This is a genomic window from Flavobacterium sp. TS_SC_5, assembly GCF_056156265.1.
In genome coordinates this window covers 837,037-854,817 of record NZ_CM149588.1, presented here as the reverse complement: position 1 = coordinate 854,817, position 17,781 = coordinate 837,037, and the positions used below count along the sequence as shown (strand labels likewise).

Annotated in this window: 20 protein-coding genes; 8 read left to right on the top strand and 12 right to left on the bottom strand. The window is 34.4% G+C overall.

Translation table 11 applies throughout. The annotated features are described in order from the left end of the window. Nucleotides 1-6: 6 nt before the first annotated feature. From AC0J6S_RS03805 to AC0J6S_RS03795, 3 genes are all read right to left on the bottom strand, one after another. A complete protein-coding gene (locus AC0J6S_RS03805; protein ID WP_474955509.1) occupies nucleotides 7-1,002 on the bottom strand; it encodes an NAD(P)H-dependent glycerol-3-phosphate dehydrogenase in 996 nt (331 codons plus the stop codon). 308 nt (nucleotides 1,003-1,310) lie between these two features. Further along, nucleotides 1,311-2,474, bottom strand: coding sequence for an iron-containing alcohol dehydrogenase (locus AC0J6S_RS03800; RefSeq protein ID WP_474955508.1), 1,164 nt, complete (start codon nucleotides 2,472-2,474; stop codon nucleotides 1,311-1,313). 4 nt (nucleotides 2,475-2,478) lie between these two features. Beyond that, nucleotides 2,479-3,243 carry a type 1 glutamine amidotransferase domain-containing protein gene (locus tag AC0J6S_RS03795; RefSeq protein WP_474955507.1) on the bottom strand — a complete coding sequence of 255 codons (765 nt, stop codon included), beginning with the start codon at nucleotides 3,241-3,243 and terminating at the stop codon, nucleotides 2,479-2,481. Between the two features lie 86 nt (nucleotides 3,244-3,329). On the opposite strand from AC0J6S_RS03795, the gene AC0J6S_RS03790 reads away from it, so the two are divergent. Continuing rightward, nucleotides 3,330-4,226: a LysR family transcriptional regulator gene (locus tag AC0J6S_RS03790; protein ID WP_474955506.1), complete on the top strand. Its 897-nt coding sequence runs from the start codon at nucleotides 3,330-3,332 to the stop codon at nucleotides 4,224-4,226. On the opposite strand, the gene nadD is transcribed toward AC0J6S_RS03790, so the two are convergent. From nadD to AC0J6S_RS03755, 7 genes are all read right to left on the bottom strand, one after another. Beyond that, the gene (gene nadD / locus AC0J6S_RS03785) at nucleotides 4,227-4,808 is read right to left on the bottom strand and encodes a nicotinate (nicotinamide) nucleotide adenylyltransferase (protein ID WP_474955505.1); all 582 of its coding nucleotides are present in this window, start codon (nucleotides 4,806-4,808) and stop codon (nucleotides 4,227-4,229) included. It lies immediately after the preceding gene. 32 nt (nucleotides 4,809-4,840) lie between these two features. Then, nucleotides 4,841-5,206 carry a four helix bundle protein gene (locus tag AC0J6S_RS03780; protein WP_113664836.1) on the bottom strand — a complete coding sequence of 122 codons (366 nt, stop codon included), beginning with the start codon at nucleotides 5,204-5,206 and terminating at the stop codon, nucleotides 4,841-4,843. Between the two features lie 35 nt (nucleotides 5,207-5,241). Then, nucleotides 5,242-5,817, bottom strand: a complete 576-nt coding sequence (gmk, locus tag AC0J6S_RS03775; RefSeq protein ID WP_474955504.1) for a guanylate kinase — start codon at nucleotides 5,815-5,817, stop codon at nucleotides 5,242-5,244. A 117-nt stretch (nucleotides 5,818-5,934) separates the two neighbouring features. Then, nucleotides 5,935-6,795 (bottom strand): YicC/YloC family endoribonuclease, encoded by an 861-nt coding sequence (locus tag AC0J6S_RS03770; protein ID WP_132066362.1) that lies wholly within the window; start codon nucleotides 6,793-6,795, stop codon nucleotides 5,935-5,937. An 82-nt stretch (nucleotides 6,796-6,877) separates the two neighbouring features. Then, nucleotides 6,878-7,186 carry a hypothetical protein gene (locus AC0J6S_RS03765; protein WP_113664839.1) on the bottom strand — a complete coding sequence of 103 codons (309 nt, stop codon included), beginning with the start codon at nucleotides 7,184-7,186 and terminating at the stop codon, nucleotides 6,878-6,880. Next, the gene (locus AC0J6S_RS03760; protein ID WP_474955503.1) at nucleotides 7,176-8,069 is read right to left on the bottom strand and encodes a DMT family transporter; all 894 of its coding nucleotides are present in this window, start codon (nucleotides 8,067-8,069) and stop codon (nucleotides 7,176-7,178) included. The genes AC0J6S_RS03765 and AC0J6S_RS03760 overlap by 11 nt, the downstream gene beginning before the upstream one ends. Next, complete coding sequence (locus AC0J6S_RS03755) at nucleotides 8,069-8,419, bottom strand: arsenate reductase family protein (RefSeq protein WP_474956319.1); 351 nt, start codon at nucleotides 8,417-8,419, stop codon at nucleotides 8,069-8,071. The genes AC0J6S_RS03760 and AC0J6S_RS03755 overlap by 1 nt, the downstream gene beginning before the upstream one ends. A 75-nt stretch (nucleotides 8,420-8,494) precedes the next feature. On the opposite strand from AC0J6S_RS03755, the gene AC0J6S_RS03750 reads away from it, so the two are divergent. After that, a complete protein-coding gene (locus AC0J6S_RS03750; protein ID WP_474955502.1) occupies nucleotides 8,495-8,953 on the top strand; it encodes a DinB family protein in 459 nt (152 codons plus the stop codon). A gap of 163 nt (nucleotides 8,954-9,116) precedes the next feature. On the opposite strand, the gene AC0J6S_RS03745 is transcribed toward AC0J6S_RS03750, so the two are convergent. Beyond that, the gene (locus tag AC0J6S_RS03745; protein ID WP_474955501.1) at nucleotides 9,117-9,860 is read right to left on the bottom strand and encodes a DUF3298 and DUF4163 domain-containing protein; all 744 of its coding nucleotides are present in this window, start codon (nucleotides 9,858-9,860) and stop codon (nucleotides 9,117-9,119) included. 101 nt (nucleotides 9,861-9,961) lie between these two features. Between AC0J6S_RS03745 and AC0J6S_RS03740 the strand changes: the two genes are divergently transcribed. Further along, nucleotides 9,962-11,107 carry a cystathionine gamma-synthase gene (locus tag AC0J6S_RS03740; RefSeq protein WP_474955500.1) on the top strand — a complete coding sequence of 382 codons (1,146 nt, stop codon included), beginning with the start codon at nucleotides 9,962-9,964 and terminating at the stop codon, nucleotides 11,105-11,107. 95 nt (nucleotides 11,108-11,202) lie between these two features. On the opposite strand, the gene AC0J6S_RS03735 is transcribed toward AC0J6S_RS03740, so the two are convergent. After that, complete coding sequence (locus AC0J6S_RS03735; RefSeq protein WP_474955499.1) at nucleotides 11,203-12,000, bottom strand: THC0290_0291 family protein; 798 nt, start codon at nucleotides 11,998-12,000, stop codon at nucleotides 11,203-11,205. A 277-nt stretch (nucleotides 12,001-12,277) separates the two neighbouring features. Between AC0J6S_RS03735 and gdhA the strand changes: the two genes are divergently transcribed. The 5 genes from gdhA (at nucleotide 12,278) to AC0J6S_RS03710 (ending at nucleotide 17,587) form a co-directional block, all read left to right on the top strand. Beyond that, entirely contained in the window at nucleotides 12,278-13,621 is a 1,344-nt protein-coding gene (gdhA, locus tag AC0J6S_RS03730) for an NADP-specific glutamate dehydrogenase (protein ID WP_474955498.1), read from the top strand. 124 nt (nucleotides 13,622-13,745) lie between these two features. Continuing rightward, on the top strand, nucleotides 13,746-16,034 hold the full coding sequence (porZ, locus tag AC0J6S_RS03725; protein ID WP_474955497.1) for a type IX secretion system anionic LPS delivery protein PorZ: 2,289 nt from the start codon (nucleotides 13,746-13,748) through the stop codon (nucleotides 16,032-16,034). 74 nt (nucleotides 16,035-16,108) lie between these two features. Continuing rightward, the gene (gene recO, locus AC0J6S_RS03720; RefSeq protein ID WP_474955496.1) at nucleotides 16,109-16,822 is read left to right on the top strand and encodes a DNA repair protein RecO; all 714 of its coding nucleotides are present in this window, start codon (nucleotides 16,109-16,111) and stop codon (nucleotides 16,820-16,822) included. Between the two features lie 110 nt (nucleotides 16,823-16,932). Then, a complete protein-coding gene (locus AC0J6S_RS03715) occupies nucleotides 16,933-17,394 on the top strand; it encodes a hypothetical protein (RefSeq protein ID WP_474955495.1) in 462 nt (153 codons plus the stop codon). Further along, nucleotides 17,384-17,587: a helix-turn-helix transcriptional regulator gene (locus AC0J6S_RS03710; RefSeq protein ID WP_474955494.1), complete on the top strand. Its 204-nt coding sequence runs from the start codon at nucleotides 17,384-17,386 to the stop codon at nucleotides 17,585-17,587. Before AC0J6S_RS03715 ends, AC0J6S_RS03710 begins: the two co-directional genes overlap by 11 nt. Nucleotides 17,588-17,781 lie beyond the last annotated feature (194 nt).

Genomic DNA, 17,781 nt, shown 5'->3' with positions numbered 1-17,781 from the left:
GTTGAATTAATCCAGTTTATCAGTTAGTTTTTTGAATACGGATTTGGCATCCTGACCTTCGTATAAAATACTGTAAACGGCGTCAATAATTGGCGTTTTAGCACCATACGCCTGATTGAGTTTGTAAGCGCTTTTTGCGGCATAATATCCTTCGGCAACCATACTCATTTCCATCATCGCTGATTTCACCGTGTAGCCTTTGCCAATCATATTCCCAAACATTCTGTTTCTGGAGAATATAGAATAACCGGTAACCAATAAATCGCCTAAGTATGCAGAATCATTGATATTACGTTTCATTTTGTGGACTTTTTTGATAAATTTTTTCATCTCACGAATCCCATTACTCATTAATACTGATTGGAAATTATCACCATAACCTAAACCATGTGCCATTCCGGCTGCAATAGCGTAAATGTTCTTTAGCATCGCTGCATATTCAGTTCCTATAATATCGTCTGTAATTTTGGTTTTGATGTAATTTCCAGATAAATTTTTAGCTACGGTTTTAGCTTTGTCTGGATCGCCACACGCAATGGTAAGGTAAGAGAGACGCTCCATGGCTACTTCTTCAGCGTGGCAAGGGCCAGTAATCACACCAATATTGTAATAAGGAATATCATATTTCACGTGGAAATGTTCCCCTACAATTAAGCTTGTTTCCGGAACAATTCCTTTAATTGCCGAGAAAATGATTTTATCTTTTAGAGAAACGGTTAGTTTTTCTAACTCACCATCTAAAAAAGCAGATGGAATAGCAAAAATTATGTAATCTGCATACGCAACAGCTTCATTGATGTCGCTAGTAAGTTTCAGTTTATTGATGTCGAATTCTACAGAACTCAAATAGTTTGGATTGTGCTTGTAAGTTTTAATGTGCTCTATAGCAGCTTCATTTCGCATGTACCACGAAATTTCGGTAAGATTTACACATAACATTTTTGCTATCGCTGTCGCCCAACTTCCACCGCCTATTACTGCGAATTTTATATTTTCAGCCATTTTTTTATTGTATTTAATCAAAAGTACTTAAAAAACCATTAATTAAGCAAATTAAATTATATCCAGAAACATACTGTTTGTCTGGGTTTATGGAGTTGTTATCTTAATTTTTTATAATTAAAACATGTATTTTTGATTTTACACACAATATAATTATATTGTTTTCGTTATTAATGTTTATTGTGTATAAAATTAACAAAAAATGTGGATTGAATTAGTTAGTTATATTTTAGAATTTTAAAAGGCGTTCCCAAAACTGAGAACGCCTTTTTATTTAGACCACGGTAATCGGTATTTAATTATTTGAATTAATAACTCATTTCGACAATAGTTTTTACTTTTTCTAAAGTGATATTTTGTTTTTCTCCTAATCCTAACCAACCTCTTTCTTTAAAACGATCAACTATAAAACCAGCCGTTTTTTCAAAGTCTTTGGTGTAATCAGATAATTTAGTTTCCATTCCCATCGTGTGGAAAAACTCAACGGTTTTGGTAATGGCCTCGTTTGCGATTTCATCCTCAGTTCCTGTCAAGTTGAAAATACGTTTTCCGTATTGTGCCAATTTTCCTTTTTTGGTTTCAAACATTACTCGGTATAAATTTGGACCTACTACCGCCAATGTTCTGGCATGATCAATTCCATATAAAGCAGTCAATTCGTGACCAATCATATGCGTTGCCCAATCCGACGGAACTCCTTTTTGGATCAATCCATTCAGCGCCATCGTACAACTCCACATAAAGTTAGAAGCCAAAGCATAATCTTTAGGATTTTCAACAACTTCTGGACCCACTTGAATCAAAGTTTGTAAAATACTTTCGGCAATTCTATCTTGTAGATATCCTTCATGCGGATATGTTAAATACTGTTCTAAAACATGCGTATAAGCATCAACAACTCCGTTTTGCAATTGTCTTTTTGGCAAAGACTCAATTACCGTTGGATCACAGATAGAAAACTTTGGAAACAATGCGCTTCCACCAAAAGATAATTTTTCTTGCGTAGATTGAATAGTGACAACTCCGCCAGAATTCATTTCACTTCCTGTTGCCGGTAATGTCAATATAGTTCCAAAAGGAATAATTTTAGATACATCTTTAGTTAATACTCGTTTTTGAAGAATATCAATAGGGTTTCCGTCAAAGTTTACAGCTGCAGAAATGAATTTTACTCCATCGATTACAGAACCTCCACCAGCGGCAAGGATAAAATCTATGTTTTGTTCCTTGATAATCGCAACTGCTTTCATTAATGTTTCAAAATGCGGATTTGGTTCAATTCCTGCAAATTCTACGATTTCAAAACCTTTTAGATTGTTGATAACCTGCTCATGAATTCCATTTTTGAAAATACTTCCACCGCCATACGCCAAAAGTATTTTTGCTCCTTGAGGTACTAGCGTGGATAATTTTTCAATCTGTCCTTTTCCAAATACTAAATTGGTAGGATTGTATAATTCGAAATTTAACATCTTTTTATTTTTTTGAATTCAATTGATTTAATAATTTTTCAGCTACTAATTTAGACGAAGCTGGGTTCTGACCTGTAATCAGTAAACCATCTTCTACTGCATATGGCTGCCAATCTCCTATTTTTGAATACGTAGCACCGTTAGCTTTCAAGGCATCTTCTAATAAAAATGGAACAACATTGGTTAATCCAACCGCTTCTTCTTCGGTATTAGAAAATCCAGTTACTTTTTTACCTTTAACTAAAAATTCCCCATTTACTTTTACGTTTTTCAATACTGCTGGTGAATGACATACAAAAGCAACAGGTTTGTTATTCGTGTAAAAAGCTTCAATTAAAGCACTTGAAGATGCATCAGTTGCTAAATCCCACAAAGGACCATGACCTCCAGGATAAAATACAGCATCATAATCAGCTTGTTTAACATCAGCTAGTTTATGTGTTTTACTTAGTTTAGCTTGTAGCTCAGTATCTTTATCAAATCTTTTGGTGTCCTCAGTAGCCGCAGATGGATCAGAACTTTTTGGATCAATTGGTGGCTGTCCTCCCAAGGGCGATGCAATATCAATTATCACTCCTTTATCTGCTAACTCATAATAGGGAGCAGCAAATTCTTCAATCCAAAATCCTGTTTTTTCTCCTGTGTTCCCTAATTCACTATGACTAGTTAGAACAAATAATACTTTTTTCATACCTTTTTTATTTTGTGCAGTTGCTGTAACACAACTTACGGTTAATGCTATAATGGCAAATAATACAATTTTCTTCATTTTTAATTTTATTTGTACAAATTTAAGGCGAATATGCTATTAGTAAAAATAATTTAAATTATGTTTGTGATAAATATATTTATATCATGGTTAATCTGGAATGGTATCGAACGTTTAAATCTGTTTATAAAAACGGTAAATTTTCATTGGCTGCCAAAGAATTATTCATTAGTCAGCCCGCAGTTAGTCAGCAAATATCCATGTTGGAAGCACATGTAGGTTATAAACTTTTCAATCGAAAGTCTAAAGGCGTCGAACCAACCGAATATGCTAAGTTACTCAATAATTTAATCATCGAGGCGTTAGACCGCTTGGAAAATGTGGAAAATGGTTTTCGTGCCAAAGCATTCAATTCCAATCGATTAATTTCCATTGGGATTTCAAAGCATCTGATGCGAAGTTTGGGAAGCGTTTTGGTTTCCAAATTTGATTTTATCGATTTCAGCTTTCATGAAAAAGATGCGCTTTTTGAATTGGTAAATTCTAAAAAACTAGATTTTGCGGTTGTAACCAAACAATATGACACTTTTGACACCATTCAGAAAAAGGTTGGCGAAATTAAACAAGTGATTGTAGGTTCTAACAGTATCGATGCTTCCGAGCTGAAATCTAGTATTAAAACAAAGGATTTCACGGCAATTGAACAATGGTTAAACGACCAAAAATGGTTCAGTCACAATGCGCAAATTCCACACATCAAGTTATTCTGGTTGCATGTTTTCAACAAAAAAAGACCTTCGATGATACCCAATTACATCATTCCATCCGAATATGAAATGCTCGAAATCATTTCAAAAAACACTGGAATAGCTGTTGTATGGGATTGTAATGCGAAAAGTTTAATCGAAGAAAATAAAATTCAATTGTTGTGGAACAGCAAGCAAATGCCAAGTACGGAAGTGTTTGTCTTATCCGGTAAAAACGATAATCTGAGTACGATTTTTGAAAATATTCAAGTAGAATTGAAAAGGGTTTTGGGATAATTACTTCTTGTAAAAATTATTATGATCAATGTATTCCCAAACTTTAGCGGGCAATAAAGGCTGAACATTTTTTCCTTTCTTGATATTATCCCGAATAAATGTAGACGATATTTCGACAACCGGAGCGTCAATCATGTGGATTTTTGTATGGTCTTTAAACAGTATATTCTCAGTTTCAATTGAAATTCTAGGATATACATAAATATCATGGTTTTCGAGAATCACTTCGTAGTTTTTCCATTTATGCAAAGATTTTAAATTGTCTTCGCCCATGATTAATGAGAACTCATAATTAGGATATTTCTCTTCTAAATGAACCAAAGTATTTACCGTATAATTAGGTTGCGATAATTTAAACTCAATATCCGAAGGTTTTATTTTTGGAAAATCCTCGGTGGCAAGATGTACCATTTGCAGTCTATGGTAATCATCGAGCAACGTGCTTTTTTTCTTCAAAGGATTGTGCGGCGTAACTACCATCCAAATTTGGTCTAAATCAGAATGCTCCGCCATGTGATTGGCAATGATGAGATGCCCAACATGAATGGGATTAAATGTTCCGAAATAAAGTCCTATTTTCATTGACTTAGTGACTAGTGATTAGTAAAAAGTAATTAGTTTTTGAGGGTTTTTGAGAAAGCATTAATCATTTTGGATTCTTCCTCAATTTGACTTAAGATTTCTGTATACAAAGTCTTACTTGTTATAAAACCAAGTTCATTAGCAATTAGTAACTGAGTTTCAATTTCAAATAATGAGCCTCTTGAAATATCTAAAAAATGGCTGAATGATTTATCCGTATTTCTTCCATAGCCTTCAGCAATATTCGAAGGAATAGATACTGAAGCTCTTTTTATCTGACTTGATAGAGCATATAATTCTTCTTGAGGAAATGATTTTACTAATTGATAAACTAAACAGACTATTTTAATCCCTTTTTGCCAAATCAATAAATCTTTGTATGATTTTATCTCACCCATTTTTAAGCTAATTACTAGTAACTTTTTACTAATTACTATTTTTTTACAAAATCCTTTACCAATTGATATGCTTCTTCAAGAGCTATAGGCAAATCGTAGTTTTTTATAATAACATCAAATTGTGGTGCTGTAGCAAGTTCTACAGAAGCTTTAGCGATACGCATGTTGATTTTGTCATCACTTTCGGTAGAGCGTTCCTTTAATCGTCTTTTTAATTCATCCACGCTTGGAGGTTTCACGAAAACGGCTAAAGTTTCTTCAGGAAATTTATGTTTGATGCGCAATCCTCCAGCGACATCAATATCAAAAATCACGTTTTTTCCTTTCGCCCAGATGCGTTCTACTTCACTTTTTAGGGTTCCGTAGAAATTATCGCGATAGACTTCTTCCCATTCCAAGAAATCTTCGTTTTTGATGTGTTTTTTAAATTCTTCGGTAGACATGAAATAGTAATCTTTTCCACTTTCTTCTTCGCCTCTTGGTGCGCGGGAAGCTGCCGAAATAGAAAATTCAAGATTCAAATCTTCTTTGCTTAATAAATGTCTAACGATAGTAGTTTTTCCCGATCCTGATGGTGCCGAAAAAACGATTAATTTTCCTCCTGTGCTCATTTTATGCTGAATTTATTTCAGTATCTGTTTATGTTTTCCTGCAAGGTTTCATAAACCTTGTAGGTATCTTGTAAAATTAATTAACCTGCAAGGTTATATAACTTTGCAGGTTAATAATTACAATACGTTTAATACTTGTTCTTTAATTTTTTCCAATTCGTCTTTCATCTGAACGACTAATTTTTGCATTTGTGCGTGATTGGATTTAGAACCCATCGTATTGATTTCGCGACCCATTTCTTGGGTAATAAAACCTAATTTTCTACCGTTAGCTTCGGTTCCGTTGATGGTTTCCAGGAAATAATCCAAGTGATTCGTCAAACGCACTTTTTCTTCGGTGATGTCTAATTTCTCTAAGTAATAAATTAATTCCTGCTCGAAACGATTTTCATCTACATTCACTTTAAGTTCTGAAATTGCAGTTTGCAAACGGTCTTTTATTGCCTGAACGCGTTCTGGATCAAGTGCTAAAGCTTCGGTCATGTATTGACGAATATTGCCAATTCGCAATTGAAATTCTTTTTCAAGAGACATTCCTTCATCTTTTCTAAAGTTCAAGATGTTTTGCAACGCTTCTTCGATAACAGTTTGGATTTGTACCCAGTCGTTTTCATCGATTTCGTCGCGTTCTATTTTCATGGTGTCCGGCATGCGAACCGCCATTTTCATTAGTTCGGTTTCATCAGCATCAGCATAAACTTCTCGTAATTGGTTGATGTATGCTTTAACAATCGGTACGTTCACTTTCGTAGAAGTTTGTTCCGCAGTACTTTCGATAAAAATAGAAAAATCCACTTTTCCTCTTTCCAGTTTAAGTGCAATTTGGTTGCGTAAACCCAATTCCATTTCGCGGTACAGCGAAGGCATTCTCACATTCAAATCCAAACCTTTACTGTTTAAAGATTTTACTTCTACTGTGATTTTTTTGGTTGGTAATTGCAAAGTCGCTTTACCAAAACCCGTCATTGATTGTATCATATAATTGTATAAAAGAGGTCAAAGATAATAAAAAAGTGGTCAGTGGTCAGTTTTTAAGCTTTTCACAAGAATTTAAAAAAAATTATTCTTTAAATCTTACATATTTTGTAACAACTCCACTTGAATATTTTATGAACATTATATCATTTTTAAAGCTAACTTTCCCAGTAAATGTATAGTCAGAATAGTAGATTTTTATAACATTATTATTAAAAGTGTATTTGTAAGTTGCAAAATCATCAACATAATAAATTGTTTTGTCTTTTATTTCAAATGTTGCATTTTCAGTTGATTTATCAGTCCAAATACCTATTATAGGATTTTTGTCTTTTTGTTGAAAAGATAAAAGAAATAAAACTGAAATTAATAGTAATGTTACTCTAATTTTCATCCTTGTTCTTTTTCTGTGTTACCAAATAAACGCCGACAAATATCAAAACTGCCGAACCAATTTTCACCAAACTCAATTCGTCTTTGCCCAGGCTTATTGCGAAAATAGTCGCGAATAGCGGTTGTAAATAAATAAAAACAGCAACCGTAGTTGGTTTTAATTCTTTCATCGAAAGCAAATTCAATAAATACGTCAGGAAAGTCGAAAAAACCACGACAAACCCTATTTTCCAGCAGATATCCATTGGAACCAAAGCCCAGTTCACAGTTTGAAATTGGCTCCAGCCAAAAGGCAAAACCATAATAAAACCGAATAGATAAATCCATTTTACAAACGTAAACGCATTGTATTTATCCATTAATTTCTTGACGATAATCAGGTAAAATCCATAAGAAATGGCGTTGACCAAAACCAGAAAATTTCCCAATCCGGCATTCGTGGCGCTGCCAATCGATTTACCGTACAGAATAAGAAAAGCAGTTCCTATTAAACCAAGGATAATCCCAAAAACCATTCTTTTTTGCATGCGTTCCTTCATAATCAAGGCTGAAAGCGTCAAAACAATCATAGGTGTCGAAACCATGATTACCGCAGCACTAATGGGAGAAGTAAGGCTTAATCCTTTGAAAAACGTAAGCATATTAAACGCCACGCCAAAGAACGCCGCCGCAACAATTCTAGGAAAATCAGTGAGAGCAATTTTCTCTTTTGGCATAAAAAGCCAAACCAACCAAAATAATAACACTGAACCGCCTACGCGTAACAAGATGAAACCATAGGCATCAATATACAACGGCATGACATCTTTGGCAATTGTAAACGTGACGCCGTAAATTATAGAGACAATTGTGGCGCCAATTAGTGCAAGATTTCTTTTGGACATTATACCAAAGCTTTCATTACCTGCAACATATTTTGTTGGGTATTGCCAATGTAAATTTTGTCTTTGATGATAAAAACAGGACGACTCAAGAACGTGTAATGTTCTAAAATGTATTTTTTGTAATCGTCTTCGGTCAACGATTTGTTCTTCAAATCCATTGATTTGTACAACTGTGCTTTTTTGCTGAAAAGCGCTTCATAACTTCCGGAAAGTTCGCGCATTTTTTCTAATTCGGCGATAGTAATTGGGTCTTGTTTGATATCGTGAAATTTAAAATCATGTTCTTTCGGTAATGATTTTATAATTTTTCTGCAGGTGTCGCAAGAAGCGAGATAGTATATTATGTCCATGTAAATAGCGATTTCTTTGTGCAAAGAAAATTCATTTGACATGGAAAATGATTATTTTTATCAAAAAAATAAAAAATGAATCAATTATTCGACGTCAGCGCTACAAGCAGAAATATGGTTTCAAAATTTCTGTCGGGATACACTCTTGACCAACTCAACACAATTCCGGAAGGATTCAACAATAATTTGATTTGGAACATCGGCCATATTATTGTGTCCCAACAACTATTGGTTTACAAGCTTTCTGGTTTGCCACTTTTGGTTTCTGATGAATTAGTTGAGAAATATAAAAAGGGAACTAAGCCGGAACACATTGTTACGCAAGCCGAAGTGGACGAAATCAAATCGTTATTGTTTGAAACTATTCAGCAAACTAAAGTGGATTATGACAATCAAATTTTCAAAAACTACATGGAATATACCACTTCAACAGGAGATCATGTCTTGAAAAATGCCGAAGATGCCATGGCTTTCAGTAACTTCCATGAAGGGCTTCATATTGGTGTTATGATGAGTATCAGAAAATTTATTTAGGATTTATTCCTATAAATATCAGGAGCTTAATCCCGCTATTCGCTTATATCTTTTCCTTTTTAAAGAAAAATGGAAAAGGATATCCGCTTCTATCGGGGCTAGCGAATCGTTTAAAAACACTATTTGGTCTTTAAAAAACATTTCATTTTTTAAAGACCATTTTTTATTTAACCGCCAAATAATCATTCACTTCAGTGTACGATAATAGTAATTCCTTTGATCCATCTGCATACGATGCGGCTTCATAGGAATTGTAATAAAGCAGCAATCCTTTATCGGTATAAAAAATATTTTGGGGCAACTGGAATTTTTCTTTCTCAAACATCAATCCGGTCGCATTGATGGATTTGTTTGCAGGGATTTTATACTTAGCCCTGAATTTTTTTTCGGCGAAAGCCTTGAAAGCTGCTTTGTCATTGAATAATTCATCATTTGAGATTGACTTTCCGGTATTTGGGTCAAAAATCAGGGAGCGTAAACCTTGGTATCCGTGAGCGCCACCAGTATAGGTGTAATGCTTGATTTCAATATTTAGTATAGCATCTGATTGGTATTTTACATTTCCTTCAATGTCAGCTTCCCAACCAAATTTATCATTGGGGAATTCTTTTTGAAGTTTCTCGTAAGAATCAATAAATGAAGCCAATAAACTATCATAATTGGTTGCTGTGTATGGCTTTTCACCAAAATAAATAATCTCTTTCATTACTGAAAACACTTTTTTATTGATGCTATCCGCTACAATCGGTACGGCATTTGCAACAGGTACTTTTACACTAATTGACGGACAATTTTCTTTGCAGGGCATTGTTGTTTTTTTCTGGAAAGATTCCTCTTCAAAAACCAATTCATTTGAACATTGCGCAGCTGAAAAAAGCAGTAAAGTGTAAATAATAAAGTGTTTCATCTCAAAATTGTTAATTAAATACAAAGGTATCAAGTTGTGGCTTGGTTAAAATAAATTAAAGGGTAAATTTGTGAAACAATTTTGCATTAAAAATTCAACTTATGAAATTCAATACTAAAGTCATTCACGGTGGACAGCACCATGACCCAAGCACAGGAGCAGTTATGCCTCCGGTATATCAAACGTCAACTTTTGTACAAACCAGTCCTGGGCAACCTATAAATCCAGATTATGAGTATAGTAGAGCTGCAAATCCTACCCGAAGCGCACTTGAAAACGCCTTGGCAAGTATTGAAAATGGAACAAGAGGATTGGCTTTTTCGTCAGGATTAGCGGCTACGGATTGTGTTTTGCGTTCTTTTAAATCTGGGGATGAAATCATTGCGATGGACGATTTATACGGCGGAACCTACAGAATGTTTACGCGTATTTACAAAGATTCTGGAATAAAATTTCATTTTGTAGATATGAATGACATCGAAAAATTCAAGTCATTAATCAATGAAAATACAAAACTGGTTTGGGTAGAAACACCAACAAACCCTTTGATGAAACTAGCCGATATTCAAGAAATCGCAAAAATCACTAAAGAAAAGAAAATTCTTTTTGCGGTTGATAATACTTTTGCAACGCCTTATTTGCAAAAACCATTGGATTTAGGCGCTGATATTGTAATGCATTCGGCGACTAAATATTTGGGAGGCCATTCTGATGTTATTGCCGGAGCTTTAATTGTAAAAGACGAAGCGTTGGGAGAGCAACTGCATTTTCAACAATTTGCGACAGGAGCAACATTAGGACCAATGGATAGTTTCTTAGTGCTTAGAGGAATTAAAACCTTGCATTTGCGCGTGGAAAGACATTGTGAAAATGGAGGAAAAGTAGTGGAGTTTCTAAACAATCATCCAAAAGTCAAAACTGTTTATTATCCGGGATTACCGAGCCATCCGTATCACGAAATTGCCAAAAAACAAATGAGTGGTTTTGGTGGAATGGTTTCGTTTACTTTTGTTTCCGGTAAGAAAGAAGACGCAATTAATTTTCTGGAAAAATTAAAAGTTTTCACACTGGCAGAATCTTTAGGCGGAGTAGAGTCATTAGCAAATCATCCTGCTTTGATGACGCATGCTTCCATTCCGGAAGACAAGCGTAAGGAAGTTGGAATTACAGATGATTTGGTCCGATTAAGTGTAGGTATTGAAGATGCAGAGGATTTAATCGAAGATTTGAAACAAGCATTATTATAACTGAATATCTTAAATAAAAAAGCTCCAATGCTAATCCCGACACTTCGGGATTAGCATTGGAGCTTTTGCTTTTTATATCAATTGTTTAAATACTATTATAAGTAATAAATATAGCCCACATTAAACCATACTAACCAGTCATTAGCTCTATTTTCTTTGTAAAGTTCCGGATTAGGATTTAAACCATCTACCCAGTTCGAAAAGAAATATTGAAATCGTAAATCAACCATTAAATCCGATAAAGGCGCTAATTTATAGCGAGTTCCTACGCTGGAAACAACGGACCAAACGGTACCGCTCTCTGCTGAAAATCCATAAGGACGACCGTCTGTTGGAGTTAGATATTTTGGAAACGTTGTCAAAGGAGTTCCTAACGGACCAAGCGTGGAGGATGCTCCGGCATTGTAATAACTAAATTGCCCACCAAGGCTGATAAATGGACCTAAGCTACCTGTTCTTGCTGTGAAATCACGAATGCTCCACGGGGAAAATTCCAGTTGCATGCCAAGATTCGTTACTGCTGTACTCCCAGTCATTGCTTTTAGTTGCTCTTTTCCTAGAGAAGGTTTTCCTTCAACATATTTTCCAAAATGCTCTAATTTGGTTTTGTTATAGGATAGTTCAGATCGAAGTTTGAAGTGGTCATTAAAATAAGTCCTCGAAGTATAATTATAATCGGAATCATAAGTAAAATTTAGGTAATGAATAAGACCAATCCCAATTCCAGTGTTTCCGGCATTTGTAGAAAAATCATATCGTTCACCATAATCCGACTGAAAAGCTATTGGCCCGGCAATGATTCCAACCTCATGCGAAAACCCGTCGAATTGTGCATTTGAACTGTTAGAAAACCCAATAAAAAATAGTAAAAGTGGTATTATTTGTTTGATCATTAGGGGGTAAAATTTTCAAATCCCGACAAATATATAAAAACATCATTCATTTTTTTTAATAAACTAAAATTAAAAATAAGCAGACAAATTCTTATTTACTTACGAAAGTGGTAGTCTTTAGGTTTAAAAGGGTCTATCTTAAACACAATTGTTTGAAAATGGGTTATAAAAAGATAATTCTATTGATAAATTTAAAAAACAGAGTCCGAATATTTTTATAAAATGTATCTTTGTAAATTATAACGAAATCGTTTTCTTAATTAATTATTTATAATCTATGTTACTAAAAATAAATGATTTTATGGCTCAAGTTGAAGCCAAGAATCCAAATGAACCTGAATTTATTCAAGCTGTTAGGGAATTTGCAGAAACTGTAATTCCATTTATTGCAGAGCAAAAAAAATACGACGGAAAAAATTTGCTCCTTAGAATAGCTGAACCTGAACGTTCGATTATATTTAGGGTTCCGTGGGTAGATGATTTAGGAGAAATTCAGGTAAATAGAGGTTTCAGAATTCAAATGAATTCAGCGATTGGTCCATACAAAGGTGGAATTCGTTTTCATCATACCGTGAATTTATCAGTACTTAAGTTTTTAGCATTTGAACAAGTATTCAAAAATAGTTTAACCACTTTACCAATGGGCGGTGGAAAAGGAGGATCTGATTTTGATCCACAAGGAAAATCGGATGGTGAAGTAATGCGTTTTTGCCAGTCTTTCATGACAGAATTATGTAGACATATAGGGCCGCAATTAGACGTTCCTGCAGGAGATATTGGTGTTGGAGCCAGAGAAATTGGGTATTTGTTTGGTCAATACAAAAGAATCAAAAACGAATTTACAGGAGTATTAACTGGTAAAGGATTGGCTTACGGAGGATCATTGATTAGGCCAGAAGCTACGGGTTACGGAGTAGTTTATTTTGCGGAACAAATGTTGAAAACTATTGGGCAAAGCATTAATGGTAAAACAGTTTCTATTTCTGGATTTGGTAATGTTGCTTGGGGAGTTGCTTTAAAAGTAAATGATCTTGGTGGAAAAGTAGTTACTATTTCAGGCCCTGATGGTTATATTTATGACGAAGAAGGAATTTCTGGTGATAAAATTGATTTCATGCTTGAAATGAGAGCAAGAGGTGACAATAGAGCCGAAGCGTATTTAGAGAAATATCCAAAAGCAGTTTTCCACAAAGGAAAAAGTGTTTGGGAAGTAAAAGTTGATGTAGCGATTCCTTGTGCCACTCAAAATGAGTTAAACGAAGAAGATGCTAAAAACTTGATTGCAAACGGTGTTATTTGTGTAACAGAAGCAGCAAATATGCCATGTACATTAGAGGCAATCAAACAATTCTTGAAAGCTAAAGTGCTTTTTGCACCAGGAAAAGCAGCAAATGCTGGTGGTGTAGCTGCTTCAGGATTAGAGATGACTCAAAACTCTATCCGTTTGAACTGGACTAGTGAAGAAGTAGATACAAGACTTAAGGAGATTATGGTTGGAATTCATAATCAATGTAAAAAATATGGTACAGACAGCGAAGGTTATGTAAACTACGTAAAAGGAGCAAACATTGCCGGATTTGTTAAAGTTGCTGATGCAATGCTGGCTCAAGGAGTGGTATAAATCAGGTTTAATTATAATTTAAAATGCCTTCTTCCATGTTATTGGTCGAAGGTATTTTTTTTGTGTAACAAAATGCTAAGACTTCCGTTTGTTCTATATTTGTAAACCAATAGTCATACAAATAATGAAAAAGAGCGTTTTATATTTTTTGCTTCTGCTTTTTGTACAAATGGGTTTTGCCCAAAGCGATTTGTCATGGCAGGGTTATTTCTCTTACAACGAAATTAAAGATGTCTCTGAAGCTGCAACTGCTGTTTTTGCCGCATCAGAAAATGCATTATTTTCGAAAAACGTAACAACAAACCTAATCAAAACCACCAATACTATTGACGGACTTTCAGGGCAAACTATTTCATCTTTATACCACAGCACAACATTCAACAAAACAATTTTAGGATACGAAAACGGGCTGATATTGGTAATTAATCAGGCAGATGGAACCATTTTGAATGTGGTTGATATTATCAATAAGCAGCTTCCGGCAAACCTAAAAAAAATCAATCACTTCATGGAATTTGAAGGTTTTGCTTATGTTTCCTGTGATTTTGGAATCGTTCAATTTAATTTGACTACCATGCTTTTTGGGGATACCTATTTTATTGGTGACAATGGAGCTGAAATCATTGTGAATCAAACTGCAGTTCTTAATGGGTTTATTTATGCCGCTACCAATAATGGAATTAGAAGGGCTGCAATTGCTAATGGAAATCGTATCGATTTTAATCAATGGACAACGGTTGCTGCTGGAAACTGGTCTGGAATAACCGCTTTCGGGACTGATTTGTATGCTGTGGATAGTTTTGGTAATGTTCAAAAGCTTTCTACCACATCAAATTCTTTTACAGCATTTACTCAGCTTCCCCAGCGTGCATTAGATATGCGAGCAACAACAGATTATTTGATACTGACAACTATGAACAGTATTTATATTTACAACAATCAAATGCTTTTGGTACGCCAAATAAATACCAATCAGATTCCGGAAACTAATTTGGGTTTTAGCTGCGCTACTATAATAGGAGATGCAGTTTTCATTGGAACAAAAGAAAACGGATTAATTACGACTTCACTCGCTTTGGCTGTAACCTTTGAAAATAGTACCCCTATTGGTCCGGCACGAAACAATATATTTTCGTTGCAGGTTACGCCAAATGTTCTTTGGGCGGTTTATGGAGATTATACCGCTGATTATAATCCATATCCGCTAGACAGTTACGGTATCAGTAAATTTAACGAGAAAGGATGGCTGAATATTCCGTACGAGAAAGTTTTAGGAGCACAATCGATGACCAGAATTACGGTTAATCCCAGTAATGAAAATGAGGTTTACGCAAGTTCTTTTTTTTCGGGATTATTAAAAATAGAAAATGACGTTCCTAAAATATTGTACAATCAAACCAACAGCGGTTTAGAATCTTTGACTTTTGTGGGTCCTGATTATGTAGATATAAGAGTTAACGGAGCGGCATTTGACAAATCTGGAAATCTTTGGGTTACAACCAGCCGAATAAAAAACGGACTAAAAGTATTTAAATCTGATGGTCAATGGCAAAGTTATGCTATGGATAATATCTTAGATTCTGCTATTGACAATAACTTTGGAACAATAGCCATCGATAAAAATGGAACCAAATGGCTTTCTACCAGTGAAGATGGAGTGATTGGGTTTAATGAAACTAATAATGAATTCAAAAAAATAACAACAGGACCTGATACAGGTAATTTACCAATTTCAAATGTGAGAGTGGTTGCCGTAGATACTAGAAATCAATTGTGGATAGGAACGACAAAAGGTTTACGGGTTTTGCCCAATGTCAGCAGTTTTCAATCAGAGGAGCAGATGACGGCTAATCCGATAATTATTTTAGAGGATAACTTAGCGCAGGAATTATTGTTTGAACAATTTATCACGGATATTGCTGTGGATGGTGCCAATAATAAATGGATTGGCACCGCGGATTCCGGTTTATTTTTAGTTTCGCCAAACGGTCAGGAAACCAAATATCATTTTACCATAAATAATTCACCGCTGCCCAGCAATGTTATAAATGACGTCGATATCAATAGCGCTACGGGCGAAGTTTTTATTGCTACGGCCAAAGGATTGGTTTCTTTCAAAGGGGTTTCGACTGTTGCCAATGATGATTTAAGTAATGCATACGTGTATCCAAATCCAGTGCGGCCGGAATACCAAGGAACCGTTAAAATTGCCGGATTATTGGATAGAGCGAATGTTAAAATTACTGATATCGGTGGTAATTTAGTTTATGAAACCACTTCTGAAGGCGGAACAATAGAATGGGATACTACGGCTTTTGGAAAATATAAAGTGGCTTCAGGAGTGTATATGATTTTTATTTCGGCGCAAGACGGAGTAGAAACCAAAGTTAAAAAAGTAATGATAATAAGGTAATTTGTTTTTGGTTTTGAGTTTGGTTTGTCATCACAATCTAAAACTTTAAACTTTAAACTTTAAACAAAAAAATTGTGCAAGTCAAAACCAAAGCCATCGTTCTTTCATCTTTGAAATTCCAAGAAAAAAGCTTGATTGTCAAGTGCTTCACGTTGTCGCATGGTTTGAAATCGTACTTTGTTCGAGATGCTTTTTCGAGCCGAAAAGCGAATCAGAAAATCGCTTATTTTCAGCCTTTAACGATACTCGAAATTGAAGCCGTTCATAAAAATAAGGGCACTTTAGAAAATTTCAAAGAAATAAAAATCGCGACGCCTTTTCATTCGATTCATTCGGATATTTATAAGAGTACGATAGTGATGTTTATTTCGGAAATGCTGCATCATTCCATTCATGAGGAAGAAACGAATGAGCATCTGTTTACCTTTCTGGAAACGGCTTTACATTGGTTGGACAATAACGATGAAATTGCTAATTTTCATTTGATTTTATTATTGGAAACTACAAAATATTTAGGTTTTTATCCAGATACTTCGGACATGGATATGCCTTTTTTCGAAATGAACGAAGGTATTTTTACGCCTTTTCATGCTGTCAGTTCACTTACGGAGCATGAAAGTAATTTGTTTAAAAAATTGATTGACTTGAAATTCGATAACAATCAGAAAATATTCCATGTCATAGAAAGGCAAATCATTTTGAAGATACTGATAGATTATTACAGTTTTCACTTGGACGGCTTTAAAAAACCAAAATCGCTGGACGTTTTGAAAGAAGTTTTTTCATAGAAGGAAAAAAAATATTGATAATTTGATTTTCTATTAAAAAGTAAAGTATATTTGTCTTTTAATCTAGTTTACTGTTCTTTATGGAAAGCAAGCTTTAACTACTTAACTTTATGGAACCAAAAGCAAAACAAGAAGGAGATATTGAAAAAATTGATAAGTTTACAGGTTACCAGTTGCCTAATAAATTTAAAATTGTTGGACTAATATTGTTTGTTATATCATTCATTTCAGTTCCACTGATCTCAATTTATTTAGAAAATAATAAATACCAAGATTTATTTCAAAGGATAGGCTCGACTCTAGCTATTTTAAGTTTGCTCATGATTGCAATTTCTAAGGAAAAAGTAGAAGATGAGTTAATAGCAAAGATTAGGATGCAATCCTACCATTACGCAGTTATTGGAACGGTATTAGGCTATTTATCACTGCCATTTGTTAATTATATAATTTCCTTTAGTTTTTCTGATACCCCAAAAATGGAAGGTGTTAAGGATATTCCAATATTTGGGGTTTTATTGTTCATGCAAATTCTTACTTTCCGTAAGTTAAAAAAAGCGTACAATGAAGAATAGACTAAAAATAGAACGCGCTATTTTAAATTTAACTCAAGAGGAACTCGCTGAGAAAATAGGCGTTTCTAGGCAAACCATAAATTCAATTGAAACCAATCGCTTTGTGCCATCAACAGTTCTGGCGTTAAAATTATCAAGGTTGTTTGGAAAATCAGTTAATGATTTCTTCGAGCTGGATGAGGATGACAAATAAGGGTTAGGTACTTTAAATTCTTAAGAAATTCTATTGAAACAAAGTATTTAAAAACAATTATACTTTATAAGATTCAGTAGGAATTAAAATTCAAAAAGCCAAAATTGCTAAACGTTTTAAAAGAAGTTTTTGCTCAAAATGGAATGTTGTCGGACTTATTGTGAATTTTATCGAATTCTCTAATCAAATTTGTC